This is a genomic window from Azospirillum picis (assembly GCF_017876115.1).
GTDB classification, from domain to species: domain Bacteria; phylum Pseudomonadota; class Alphaproteobacteria; order Azospirillales; family Azospirillaceae; genus Azospirillum; species Azospirillum picis.
Genome location: NZ_JAGINO010000029.1, coordinates 31003 through 43959, shown reverse-complemented (window position 1 = coordinate 43959; position 12957 = coordinate 31003). Strand labels below are relative to the sequence as shown.

Here is a 12957-nt window from a genome sequence, read left to right as displayed (position 1 = left end):
GGGCGCGGTTCAGCGTTCAGCAAGCCGTGGCGACGCCGCGGTCCATCCGTCCATTTCACCGACAGCCATCGTGTGGCCGATCCTCCCCAGTGCGGGCCTGAGCAGTTCGGTCGCACGACGGTAAGCTTCGCGCTGGGCAGCGCAGTCGATCAGGTCGGCCACATCGGCAATCCCCTGAGAAATGGTGAAGGCGCTCGCCACTGTTCATCTCCTTAATGGTGTTTGATCGGCCAGACCTGCGCACCCGGGAGCTTGCCGGCACGCCGTGCCGGCAACACCCGAAGGTCCCGGCGCCCACCCGGCCAGCACGGAAGCCGCCCCCGTCGTCATGACGATGCCGGCTTCGAACTTCCTGGCAATCGAACTGGCAGCGACGATCGGCGCCTTGGTACCCGGCAGGTCCAGGAAACCATACGCACGGTTTCCCTTGCCCGCTGTTGCGCAGCTCACGAAACCACCACGCAGCCCCGCTCCCCCGGCCGCGCTCAGCAGGCGCATTGATCCCGATCGGGCGGGTTCCTGGACCGATGCGTGATCCGGCTCGGGTCCGCGGGTGGATTGGCCCCGTTGGCGAAAGGAATGATAGGCGTCAACGGGGCTGTGCCGGAACGGTGCGGGAGCGATCCTGTTCTCCTCCCTAATTAGCAAGCAGGAGGACGCAATGGGTTTGTTCGATTTCTTCCGACGCGATGCCGGTCCAAAGGTCGGCGGGGAAAGCCCGACACCCGATGCTCTACGGCAACACCTGAACCAGTTGGGGATCAGCACCAATGGCCTCGACATCGCGGTCGATGGCGACACGGTGACAGTTCGTGGAGCCGCTCCCTCCCAGGATCAGCGCGAGAAGATAGTCATTGCCTTGGGGAACGTCCACGGCATCGGGAAAGTTGAAGATCAGCTAGGAGTTTCCGCAGCCAATGGTGGCGGCGAAGCGGCGGCGCCTGTCGATGGAGGCGGCGGCGCCCCAGCAAACGCGCCTGCTCCTGAAAATCCCGCCAGCCAATTCTATACCGTTCAAAGTGGCGACACACTCTCCAAAATATCCAAGCACTTCTACCATGACGCCAATAAATATTCCGCAATTTTTGAGGCAAACCGCCCAATGCTGAAGGATCCGGATGAGATTTACCCGGGACAGGTTCTGCGGATCCCGCCTGGAGCATAACGCTTTCGGAGGCTGCTCTCCTCATGGAGCGGCCTCCACTTTCTCACTTTTTCTTGGCGCCTTTTTCTTGGCGCCTTTTTCTTGGCCGCACGCGATTTAACCCAGTAGAACATCGCAGTGGCGGCTATGGGGCTCAACGCGCCGGGCATCACCGAAGAGTTCGGGCAACTCTGTCCAAAGACATCGGCAGCGCATCCCGGCCCGAACTGTGGCCTCAATCGCTGTCCGGTCGATGTCTTTGCGTTTCGCCATGGCCGGTCATGCCCACCGCAACGCCCGCACCTCAAAGTGATCCGTCGGGAAAAACTCTGAATGGGGGGACGCGGTCCGCTGGCTACGTAGCCCCCAGACTTTCGACTGCCCCCCTGCTCCTCAGCCGCGCGCAACGCCCTGGTCCTTGGCCGCCCGCCCCAAGTGGGAGGGCTTGCACAGCACCCGCAGGTTCGATCGCTCGAGCCTCAGGCCCGGCCGGTCGGTGATGCTCCCGATGCGGTCCACCTCGGCCACGGGGACGGGGCTGGCCGTGGCCTCCCGTTTGTTCGACACGACGATGATGCCGCACCTCTCGCACCGGCAGCCTGGTTCGATCACCACCGTGGCCCGCAGCGTCTCGCAGTCGCGGTCGCAGCCACGCTGACGGGCCAAGTCGCGGGTTTCGTCGAGCCGTCACTTGCGGTCCGGTTCCGACGACGCAGGCACCATGGCCCTGCCGATGCGGGTGTCCAGGATGGACAGAGGCAAGCGGAGGCTACGGGGGCGTGCCATAGGTTCAGCCCCCAACCGGCATCTTACTCACCACCTCATACCTTTCCATCGGTCCCGATCCAACTTGTCCATCGGACAAGCTCCGGATCAGCGTGGTGGCGCCGATCATTGCAGAGTTGGTTGACATGACACATACCCCTATACGGCTGCGATTTAAGCTCACCACAGGTGAATGACAAAAAAGCGACCGGAGGCGCCATCCTACCGGATTACTTGTTTTACCATCTACATCTTTACACACCATCCGAGGGATAGAGAAATTAACGCCGCGCCAGAAATAATCGGGAACACCGTTGTAGTTCTTGAGCAGAATGCAGTTCTACGGCTTGGCGTCGAGGCGCTGCTTGAGTCCTGGGGATGCCATGTCATTTCTGGAGAATACATCGAGCATATTCTCGCAGACATCAAAGAAAATAGCCTTCGCCCGACCGTGATGCTTCTGCCGCCGATGAACGGAGAGCAGACCGGAGACCAGTTGGCCAGGCACTTCGAAGCCGAACTCGGCTATCCGCTCCCGTGGATCGGAGTTACCGGCGACCTCAGCCTGATCCAGCGCTGGAAAGCGGGCGCATTCGGCGGAATACTGCTGGAAATGCCATGTACGCCGACAACGCTTCAAGCCGCTTTCATCAAAGCGTTGCAGCAGAAGCGCTAAGCTGCTCCCCCTCACCCTCCGACGTTGCCGCTTCCAACCGAGAACGTTCGTTGACGGCTTCGCACATGATGCCGCCGGTGTGGTCCTTCACTTCCACCAGCGTGCGACACCGTCGACATGGCGGAAACGCACAAGAGTATGTAGAGTGAGAGCTGCCTAGCTAGCGTTGCGGTTGAGGTCATCATGACCCGGAAGAGCCCACCGATCGCTATCTGTCTCGAATGCGGAATGCCCTACTACACGCTGGATGCCATCATCCGGGGCTGTGCGGCGCGTGGCGTTGCCGGTCCCTGCGATGGTGAAGTCGCCGCCAGATGGGGCAACGACGATTGGATCCTCTGCCCTTCGTGCAACGGGAACGGCTGCCAGCGCTGCCATGACACAGGATGGTTCCCGGCCCCCCGTAGCCGAGGGAAATTTTCTGAGCCGGTTTGACCCTGCTCAACCACCATCGTGTCCCGCAGCCTCTCCAGGTTGCAGTCATGGCTACACTGACGGCCGAACCTGAGTTTTGTTGAGGCAACGCTTTCGAACTTGTTCCGATGGCACAAGTGCCGCGGCATTGCTAATCCATGTGACCTTGGATGGAGAGGGGCAAGCGGGGATATGAGGTTGAGGGCACGATCGACAGATTTCAACCTTTGAAGGCTGGCATTACGAGACTCTCGCCTAGGCCTCCGATGATGAGAGAACCGCTTCGCATTTGGTTGAAAATAAAAAAATACGCTTCCTCAATTCGCCTGACGGAAAAGCGGTCATTTGGATTGATGGCCAAGGTCGAGCTTCCTACACACTGAGAAAGCACGGCTGATCAACGGGAGGAAAGAATGTACATGCTCGTCTTCCGGAGCGAACTGAATTCCATATTGTCATACAATGTTATCAAAGACATATGCATTCTATCTGCGCGCAACAATAGAAGACATGGCATCAGCGGCTTCATGATCGAATGTGGGGGCGTCTTCGTTCAAATTTTGGAAGGATCTGCGGAAGCTGTTGATGCAACTTTTCAGAGAGTATCCGCGGACGCCAGGCACCATCATGTTGACCTTCTACTGTCTACCGCCGGTTCAGCCGGTCGTCAGTTCGGCGCATGGGCCATGAACCTGATGTTCCTGGATGACCCTCTTCTCTGGAGACGGGTAGCAGGCTCCTTAAGCTCCTATGATGACTTCCTCCGTCGCTCACGGGATCCGGTGTTCTCGCTGGGCCTGCTGTCACTCGCCTATCAGTTCGCATGCTCCGCGATAAACATCGATCCCGCGGCAACGGGGCTGAAGCGTGGCCGAATTCCCCGCACGCGACATATGCTGAGGAGCTGACAGGCAGGCCGCTCCCGCACCTGCCGCTTAGTTGACGGCAATCATCCGCGCCACCAGGTCAGATGGAATACTCAACAGATCAGCCGTCAAACCGCTTGCTCGATCGTGACCAGAGCGGCATTGACCATGACCCGCATCTCCGCGGCTGTGCCGCGCACCTCCGAGAGAATCAGTTCGTTCTGCTGAGCCATGGCGGCGGTGCTGGCCGCCGTCTCTACCTGGGCCTGGGCCGCGCTCTTCAAAGCCTCGACAACGATCTGAGCATCCGGGCCGGACTGTAGCCGCCGACACCAAATCCAGAGACCCACTACAGCCGATCACCAGCAGCGCCGTGATCCGGGCGGCCGGCGACAGGATGGCGATACGGGCGAGCGTGTCGCCGATGTCGGGCAACAGCAGAGTATCCATCGTGGCGAAGCTCCAGAAACGACGAAGCCCCGCAGCGGATTTCTCCGGCGGGGCTTGGTTCAGTCGCACCTCGGGCGGTGCATGGCGTCAACTATTGCAGGGAAATCGTTGCCAAACCCTTAACATATCGATTTTGCCGTGTTGTAGGTCCTCAAGCGTTCAGTCCTGGTTGCGTACCGCGTACTGCGAGTTCGTCGTGTGTTGACGCTGACAGTGCGACAGCCACATACAACGTCAACACTCCGGACCTCGTTAACGAGCGCTTCCTTGCCTGGACGTCAGTGCAAATGCTGGGAAATTTAAGGAAATGGCGAACTACCAATGCCACCGCTGTGATAAGCTGATGATGCCGGAGCAGAAGATATGCTTGAACTGTGGTTGGGTGAGACCATCAAAAGACGAAGCGGCCCTTGAAATCTCAAGGACAATTTTGTTCTTTATATTAGCGATAATTATTATCATAGCAGCATCGGTGCTAAAAATCGGCTTCTGAATTTCGAAACGTCGACAGTTAGGTTGATCAGCTGCGGATGCCGACGCGGCAAGGCCTGCGGCTGGTGGGTCCGGCTGTTCGACACCCGGCCCCAGCGGCTACCGAGTTCACCGGACCCTTCGGGTGCTTCTGCTGACCCCTAAGGATGCCGACGGCATCGTCTGGGCCTACACCGGAACCAAGCGTCCGCATCCCTACTACTGGTGACCAGCAAGGGCCGCTCCTCACCGGGCGGCCCTTGCTCGTTCCACCAAGCGCCCCTACCCCCTCCATCACCCCCACGGTTCCGCCGGCACGCCGAACCCGACGAGCCTGTGGTCCCGCAGCACCACGCGTCGCAGCCGCCGCTCCAGCACCATCATCCCCCCGCATGCCAAGCCGCGTAGAGCGCGTTCATGTTCGCGATCCAGGCGTCCGACGGGTACGGATCCAGCGAGCACCAGCGCACGGCCACCCGACGCCCGCCGTCGGCGGTGATGCGGGAAGCGAAGCCCGGCTCCTGCGAGGGAAACCGCAGCGGGCCGTACCGGTCGAGGATCGGCACGCTCTGGCGCCGCAAGTCCGCCAGCAGCACCGATTGCAGCGGCCGGTCCACCCACTCCGCCCGAACGATGTGGCGCATCGCCCCGCCTCGGCTTTCGGGCACCGGGGAACGAGGACCAGCGTCTGGTTGCCGTTGGACCGTCCGGCTGGTCGCCGAGCTGGGCGTATTCGAGCACCAGCCCACGCTGACACCAGTTGGGAATGGCGGGGATCGCGTTGATCACCGCCTCGGCGTTCGGGTGCACCCGGGGCTGGACACCACGCATCGGCCCGCCGCCGTCGATCCGGCGGCCGCCCGTCTCCCGACGGCGCATCAGCGTTGCGACGCCGTCGCGGCGGCTGCCCTGCGGCTCCCGGTCGGGATGGTCGAGCGCGGCCTCCAGGTCGAACAGCGCGCCGCCGATGCGGTCCGCCTACTGGTCGCGGATCGCTCAGATCGCCAGTTGAAGAGCGGCACCGTCACATTCACCAGGACGAAGAGCAGCCTGCCGAGATCGGTCAACCTGGAGCCGTCGCTGGTCCAGTTGCTGGAGGGCCGGCCCCGCTTCCTGAACAGCGAGTTCGTCTTCTGGCACGACGACGGCCGCCGATATCTGAACGTCAGCGTCCGGTTCGAGCAGATCGTACGGCCGGCAAAAGAGTCGGCATAGCAATCCGGCACAGTTTTCAGGCCGTTCCGGTGCGATGATCTGCACCACGGATCCGCTGTGCGGGCCTTGCGGAACGGCTGGGACATCTACGCGCTGTCGAAGCATCTGGGGCACAGCAGCGTGAAGACGACGGAGATTTGTCTGGGATATGTGCCGAACAGGGACGGCACAAAAGCCGGCACGACTATAACGGGCGCCACGGGGCAAAGGCGGAACCGAACAGTGCGGCTTCCAAGTAAAATTTTGATTTATTAGGGGATTTTTCGCGGTGGCGGAGGGGATGGGATTCGAACCCACGATACGGTTTAACCCGTATGACGGTTTAGCAAACCGTTGCCTTCAGCCACTCGGCCACCCCTCCAGCCAGTGCGGCGTCCCGTAGGGCACCGCCGGCGTGGAGAGGGTTCTAGCGGGCCGGCGACACTCTTGTCAACGCCTACCGAAGCCGAAATGCGCTTTTCACGAAAATCCTCGCGCGGAAACAAATTTACATCAAATTTTATATACTTTTTATCGGCCTGCGGATATAGTCAGGCAATGAGCAAACCAAGGCCCGGGTAACGCCACCTCTCATCGCCGCCCGCTGCCACCGAAACCCGTCGCCCTCTTCGCCGCGGAGGATGCCATGCCCCTGTCACGCCGTTGCACGGAAACGCTGATCGACTTGGTGGAGATCAAGCTGAGCTGCCTTGAGATCACCGATCGCGAGGACCAGCGGGAAAAGGAGCTGTTGCAACGTTGCGTGCAGGAGTTGAGTGCGGAACTCCGCGGCGAGAACGGTTCCCTTGCCGCCTTTGCCGCGCCGAAACGCCGAGGACGCCGGCCCAAGCACCTCCAGCACCACGATCTGCACGTCGCCTGACCTGCCCGCCCTGCCCGATCCTTTTCCTGCGGCATATTGCGGGCACGACTGGCCGTCCGTGACAGCGGCGATACTGGCCCCCACGGTTGGGGTGGCTCCAACAGGGCAGTGGGATGGCGGCGATCATTCTCCACGATCGCCGCCATCCCACCGGCCGAGAACGGTCAGTCCGCCACCCGCTCCAGGATCAGCGTCGCCAGCGGCGGAATGGTCAGGTCGAGCGAATGGGTGCGGCCATGCCAGGCGACCTCCTCGGCATGGATGCCGCCGCCGTTGTTCACGCCGCTGCCGCCGTATTTGGTGTCGTCGGTGTTCATCCGTTCCACGTAACGGCCGGGCAACGGCACGCCGACGCGGTAGCCATGGCGCACCACGGGGGTGAAGTTGCAGACCGCCACGACGATGTGGCCGGACTCGTCGGCCTTGCGCAGGAAGGTGAAGACCGAGTTCTCGTTGTCGTTCGACTCGATCCATTCGAAGCCGGACGGGTCGCAGTCGGTCTTGTGCAGCGGCTCCAGCTCGCGGTACAGGCCGTTCAGGTCGCGCACGAGGTCGCGCATGCCACGATGCAGCGGCTGTTCCAGCAGGTGCCAGTCCAGGCTCCGCGCCTCACTCCACTCGCTCCACTGGGCGAACTCGCCGCCCATGAACAGCAGCTTCTTGCCGGGGTGGGCGAACATGAAGCCGTAGTAGGCGCGCAGGTTGGCGAACTTCTGCCAGTCGTCGCCCGGCATCTTGTTGATGAGCGAGCCCTTGCCGTGAACCACCTCGTCATGGCTGAGCGGCAGCACGAAATTCTCGGAGAACTGATAGATCAGCCCGAAGGTCATCTGGTGGTGATGGTAGCGGCGATGGATCGGGTCGTTCTGCATGTAATGCAGGGTGTCGTGCATCCACCCCATGTTCCATTTATAGCCGAAGCCGAGGCCGCCGAGATAGGTGGGCTTCGACACCATCGGCCAGGAGGTCGATTCCTCCGCCACCGTCATGGCGCCGGGCTGCTGGCCATAGACCAGCTCGTTCATGCGCTTGAGGAAGGCGATCGATTCCAGGTTCTCGCGGCCGCCGAACTTGTTGGGGACCCACTCCCCTTCCTTGCGGCTGTAGTCGAGATACAGCATCGACGCCACCGCATCGACGCGCAGCCCGTCCAGCTTGTACTGGTCGAGCCAGAACAGCGCGTTGCCCAGCAGGAAGTTCTGCACCTCCGTCCGGCCGAAATTGTAGATCAGGGTGTTCCAGTCCTGGTGGAAGCCCTGGCGGGGATCGGCATGCTCGTACAGATGGGTGCCGTCGAACTCGCCCAGCCCGTGCGGGTCGGTCGGGAAATGGCCGGGAACCCAGTCCAGCAGAACGCCCAGCCCGGCCCGGTGGCAGGCGTTCACGAAGTCCTTGAAGTCTTCCGGCGAGCCATGGCGCGCCGTCGGCGCATAGAGCCCGATCGGCTGGTAGCCCCACGAGCCATCGAACGGGTGCTCGGTGATCGGCAGCAGCTCGATATGGGTGAAGCCCATATCCTTGGCGTAGGGGATCAGCCGCTCCGCCAGCTCCTGGTAGGTCAGGAAGCGGTTGTCCTCCTCCGGCACCCGCGCCCAGGACCCCAGATGCACCTCGTAGATCGACACCGGGGCGGTGCGGTCGGAGGTGGTCAGCTTGCGCCCCTGCCACTCCTGGTCCCGCCACTCGTAGGACGGCAGGCCGTGGATGACCGAGGCGGTCGCCGGGCGCATCTCGGCTTGGAAGGCATAGGGATCGGCCTTGGCCGGCATCAGGTTGCCGTCGGGGCCGCGGATTTCGAACTTGTAGCGCTGGCCGACGCGGGCGCCGGGAACGAAGATCTCCCAGACGCCGATTTCGACGCGGCGGCGCATCGGCAGGCGGCGACCGTCCCAGTTGTTGAAGTCGCCGACCACGCTGACGTTGCGGGCGCTCGGCGCCCAGACGGCGAAGGCGACACCGGCCACGCCGTCGACCTCGCGCGGGTGGGCGCCCAGCCGCTCATAGGCGTGCAGGTGAGTGCCCTCGCCCAGCAGGTGGATGTCCAGTTCACCGAGCACGCTGCCGAAGCGGTAGGGATCCTCGAACTCCTGGGTCGCCAGCGGGTACTGCGCGCGCAGCCGGTAGCGGAACCGTTCCGTACGCTCCGGCAGCACCGCCAGATAGAAGCCGTCCTGGTGGATCCGTTCGGCCTCGCCGGCCGGCTCGCCGGTCGCGCTGTCGATCACCCAGAGCCGCTCGGCCCCGGGCACGAAGGCGCGCACCTCCACCGGCTTTCCGGCGGCCTCCTGCTGCATGCCAAGGACGGCGAAGGGATCGCCATGCTCCGCCCGCGCGATCGCCTCGGCGGCAGGGCGCAGGGCCGCCGCGCGCGTATCGGAGGCTTGGGCGGAGGCCCGGCCATCGCCGGCGCCGGTCGAACCTTGCGCCATTCGGGTGTCCGTCGTCATGTCGCTTGCCATCGGCCAACTGCCCTTTTCCTGAAGGCCCCATTCTCACGAGGGGTGAACATAGCCGCGATGGTTTCGTCACACCATTCCCGGCAATCGGCGTCCATCGGGGCGCCGTCTTCGGCGCGCGCCCCGATGGACGCCCGTTGCGCCCGTACCCCTACTGGGCGGCCTCGCCGGCATCGTCGAGCAGGCCGAGCACCCCCTTGACCGGAATGCCGATCCAGGTGGGACGGTTGGCCGCCTCGTAGCCGATCTCATAGAAAGCCTTTTCCAGCAGGAACAGCGTCAGCAGACCGCGTGCCGCTTCCAGCCGCGACGGCCAGGCCGGGCAGCCTTCGATGGCCGTGCGGTACCCCTCCATGAAGGAGTCGACGCTGCGCCGCTCCCAATCGCGCGCCGCGGCCAGCGCCGGGCTGTCGGACTGGGTAGCATCCTGCAGCCGGAACAGCGCCGCCCAGGCGGCATAGTTGAAGGACCGCAGCATGCCGGCAACGTCACGCAGCGGGCTGACCTTGGCCCGGCGTTCCTCCAGGGTCTTCGACGGCTCGCCTTCGAAGTCCAGGATGTACCAGTCGTTCTGCGCCCGCACCACCTGGCCCAGGTGGTAGTCGCCATGAATGCGCGTCTTGACCGCATCCACCGCCATGCCGGCCAGCGCGTCGAGCTTGGCCATCGCCTCGTCGCGCCGGGACAGCAGGCTCTCGGCATCAGCGCGCACGTCGGCGCTCACCCGGTCGAGAGCCCCCGGCAATGCCTTGAAGGCGGCCTCGGCCTGCGCACGGGCGGCGGCGGCCCAGCGCCCCAGGTCCTCCGGCGTGACCGGTTCGGGATCGAAAGCCGGGTTGCCGGTGGTCTGCGCCAGCGCCCGGTGCAGTTCGGCGGTGCGCTGGCCCAGCGTCGTCATCATCACCAGATGCATGCCGAACGGTTCGCCCGCCTCGGCCGCGCCTTCGGTGGTGGCGGAAACGCCCAGGCGGATGTCCTCCAGTTCGCGCTCCAGCGTTTCGACCGTGCTGGCCCAGCCGTCGCCCTGGTTGCGGACGAAGGCCTGCGCCACGGCGAGCGCCGTCGGCGTGCCGTCGGCGGCGACCTGCTCCACCGAACCCAGCAGGGCCGGGCTGTTGGCGAAGCCGGCGACCTCGGTCAGGAAGCGGCCCATCTCGACCTCGGGATGCTCGCCCTCGACCAGGCGGCGCAGCACCTTCAGCACGATCTGGCTGTCGATCAGCACCGAGTTGTTGGACTGCTCCACCCCAAGCCGGCGCACCTCCGGTTCGGCCGACAGCTCTACCGCGGCCAGGGCCTCGGTGGGGGTGAAGCGGATGCTGTCGCCCGTCCCGTCGCCGCTGGTGGTCTGGAGCGTGTCGCCGCGGCGCAGCGCCTCGATCAGCGAGAGGGCGAAGGCGTCGGCCTGGACCGCGTCGTAGACGGCGCCGGTCCGCGGCCCGCGCCGCACCTTGGCCAGCGTGTAGGGCAGCAGCGGCCAGCCGGCACCGCCGGCACCGGTTTCCCAGCTCATCGCCAGCGGCAGGAAATAGTTCTGCTCGGCGTTGTCCGAACCGGCCCCGTCATCGAGGCGGACGCGGGTGCGCACCAGCATGAACCCCTCGCCCGGTCCCGGCAGTTGCGCCGCCATGGTGACGTGCGAGGCCAGGAGGCGGCGATCCTTGGCGGAGAACCAGCGCTGCTTGGGCAGGAAGACCTGCAGGATGTCGCGGCCGAGTTCGTCGGCCGCCTTGCCGGTGGTCAGGCTGTGCCAGCCGTCGCGCACCACGATGGTCAGCAGGTCGGGGTTCGATTCCGGCGGCGCCTCGTGCCAGCTCGGCAGCTCGGCCTCCGCGGTCAGAGCGAACCAGTAGAAGCCGTAGGCCGGCAGGGTCAGCAGGTAGGGCAAATCACCCACCGGCGGGAAGACGGTGCGCCCCAGCAGCTCGACCGGGATGCGGCCCTTGAAGGACTTCAGGTCCAGTTCGACCGCCTGCGCCGAGCGCGACAGGTTGGCGACGCACAGAACGATCTCCTCGCCGGCCTCGGTCTCCAGGCAGCGGATGTAGGACAGCACCTTGCGGTTGCCCGGATAGAGCAGCGAGAAGCTGCCGCGGCCGAAGCTCTGCCGCTGCTTGCGCACGGCCACCAGCCGCTTCATCCAGTTCAGCAGTGAGGAGGGGTTGCGGGCCTGCGCCTCGACATTGACCGCCATGAAGCCGTAGATCGGGTCGAGAACCGCCGGCAGGTAGAGCCTTGCCGGGTCGGCGCGCGAGAAGCCGCCGTTGCGGTCGATCGACCACTGCATCGGCGTGCGGACGCCGTCGCGGTCGCCGAGATAGATGTTGTCGCCCATGCCGATCTCGTCGCCGTAATACAGCACCGGCGTGCCCGGCATCGACAGCAGCAGGCTGTTCAGCAGCTCGATCTTGCGGCGGTCGTTCTCCAGCAGCGGCGCCAGCCGGCGCCGGATGCCCAGGTTGATCCGCATGCGCCGGTCGGCGGCGTAGAAGTTCCAGAGATAGTCGCGCTCGCTGTCGGTGACCATCTCCAGCGTCAGTTCGTCATGGTTGCGCAGGAAGATGGCCCACTGGCAGTCGGCCGGGATGTCCGGCGTCTGGCGCATGATGTCGGCGATCGGGTGCCGGTCCTCCATCGCCACCGCCATGTAGATGCGCGGCATCAGCGGGAAGTGGAAGGACATGTGGCATTCGTCGCCGCCCTTCTCGGGATCGCCGAAATAGGGCAGCACGTCCTCCGGCCACTGGTTGGCCTCGGCCAGCAGCATGCGGTCGGGGTATTTCTCGTCGAGTGCCGCGCGGATCGCCTTCAGGACGTCGTGGGTCTCCGGCAGGTTCTCGTTGTTGGTGCCCTCGCGCTCCTTCAGGTAGGGAATGGCGTCGAGCCGCAGCCCGTCCACCCCCATGTCCAGCCAGAAGCCCATCACCTTCAGCACCTCCTGCAGCACTTCGGGATTGTCGAAGTTCAGGTCGGGCTGGTGCGAATAGAAACGGTGCCAGTAATAGGCGTTGGCGACCGGATCCCAGGTCCAGTTGGACTTCTCCGTGTCGCAGAAGATGATGCGGGTACCCTGGTATTTCTGGTCGCTGTCCGACCAGACATAGTAGTCGCGATGATTGGAGCCCGGAGGCGCCTCACGCGCCCGCTGGAACCAGGGATGCTGGTCGGAGGTGTGGTTGATGACCAGTTCGGTGATCACCCGCAGGCCGCGGTTGTGGCATTCCTCCATGAAACGCCGGAAATCCTCCAGGTTCCCGTAGGTCGGGTTGACCGAGGTGTAGTCGGCGATGTCGTATCCGTCGTCGCGCAGCGGCGAGGGATAGAAGGGCAGAAGCCACACCGCCGTCACCCCCAGATCCTGGATGTAGTCCAGCTTCTGGGTCAGGCCGGCGAAGTCGCCGATGCCGTCATTGTCGGCGTCGAAGAACGCCTTGATGTGCAGTTGGTAGATGACGGCGTCCTTGTACCAGAGCCGGTCCTGCCGATCGATCATGGGTCCAGCACTTTCGAGAAGCGATTGACGGAACACGTGTCGCGGGAACACGGAACGGAAACAAGACAACGGGTCGAAGGTTTCATCCGAACGGCCGTAAGACAACCCCTGACTTCAGGATAGGCGGGACGGCGCAATCCAATGC

At 63.9% G+C, this 12957-nt stretch carries 10 protein-coding genes and 1 tRNA gene; 5 read left to right on the top strand and 6 right to left on the bottom strand.

What is annotated here, in order from left to right:
* Positions 1 to 9: 9 nt before the first annotated feature.
* Positions 10 to 201 (bottom strand): hypothetical protein, encoded by a 192-nt coding sequence (locus tag J2850_RS27790; RefSeq protein WP_209989570.1) that lies wholly within the window; start codon positions 199 to 201, stop codon positions 10 to 12.
* Between the two features lie 460 nt (positions 202 to 661).
* Between J2850_RS27790 and J2850_RS27785 the strand changes: the two genes are divergently transcribed.
* A complete protein-coding gene (locus J2850_RS27785; protein WP_209989567.1) occupies positions 662 to 1165 on the top strand; it encodes a LysM and BON domain-containing protein in 504 nt (167 codons plus the stop codon).
* Positions 1166 to 1537: 372 nt separating this feature from the next.
* Here J2850_RS27785 and J2850_RS27780 read toward each other — a convergent pair whose 3' ends face one another.
* A complete protein-coding gene (locus J2850_RS27780; protein WP_209989563.1) occupies positions 1538 to 1810 on the bottom strand; it encodes a hypothetical protein in 273 nt (90 codons plus the stop codon).
* Between the two features lie 292 nt (positions 1811 to 2102).
* On the opposite strand from J2850_RS27780, the gene J2850_RS27775 reads away from it, so the two are divergent.
* Together J2850_RS27775 and J2850_RS27770 are read left to right on the top strand one after the other, a co-directional pair.
* Positions 2103 to 2585, top strand: coding sequence for a hypothetical protein (locus tag J2850_RS27775; RefSeq protein ID WP_209989560.1), 483 nt, complete (start codon positions 2103 to 2105; stop codon positions 2583 to 2585).
* A gap of 827 nt (positions 2586 to 3412) precedes the next feature.
* Positions 3413 to 3907, top strand: coding sequence for a BLUF domain-containing protein (locus J2850_RS27770; RefSeq protein WP_209989557.1), 495 nt, complete (start codon positions 3413 to 3415; stop codon positions 3905 to 3907).
* A 1259-nt stretch (positions 3908 to 5166) separates the two neighbouring features.
* Here J2850_RS27770 and J2850_RS27765 read toward each other — a convergent pair.
* Complete coding sequence (locus J2850_RS27765; protein ID WP_209989553.1) at positions 5167 to 5430, bottom strand: hypothetical protein; 264 nt, start codon at positions 5428 to 5430, stop codon at positions 5167 to 5169.
* Between the two features lie 160 nt (positions 5431 to 5590).
* On the opposite strand from J2850_RS27765, the gene J2850_RS27760 reads away from it, so the two are divergent.
* Positions 5591 to 6001, top strand: coding sequence for a hypothetical protein (locus tag J2850_RS27760; RefSeq protein ID WP_209989551.1), 411 nt, complete (start codon positions 5591 to 5593; stop codon positions 5999 to 6001).
* 269 nt (positions 6002 to 6270) lie between these two features.
* Here the strand turns inward: J2850_RS27760 and J2850_RS27755 are convergent.
* Positions 6271 to 6362, bottom strand: a tRNA-Ser gene (locus tag J2850_RS27755).
* Between the two features lie 264 nt (positions 6363 to 6626).
* On the opposite strand from J2850_RS27755, the gene J2850_RS27750 reads away from it, so the two are divergent.
* Positions 6627 to 6863, top strand: coding sequence for a hypothetical protein (locus tag J2850_RS27750; protein ID WP_209989548.1), 237 nt, complete (start codon positions 6627 to 6629; stop codon positions 6861 to 6863).
* Between the two features lie 164 nt (positions 6864 to 7027).
* Here J2850_RS27750 and glgB read toward each other — a convergent pair whose 3' ends face one another.
* Together glgB and treS are read right to left on the bottom strand one after the other, a co-directional pair.
* Positions 7028 to 9292: a 1,4-alpha-glucan branching protein GlgB gene (glgB, locus tag J2850_RS27745; RefSeq protein WP_246513644.1), complete on the bottom strand. Its 2265-nt coding sequence runs from the start codon at positions 9290 to 9292 to the stop codon at positions 7028 to 7030.
* A 178-nt stretch (positions 9293 to 9470) separates the two neighbouring features.
* Positions 9471 to 12812 (bottom strand): maltose alpha-D-glucosyltransferase, encoded by a 3342-nt coding sequence (gene treS / locus J2850_RS27740; protein WP_209989544.1) that lies wholly within the window; start codon positions 12810 to 12812, stop codon positions 9471 to 9473.
* Positions 12813 to 12957 lie beyond the last annotated feature (145 nt).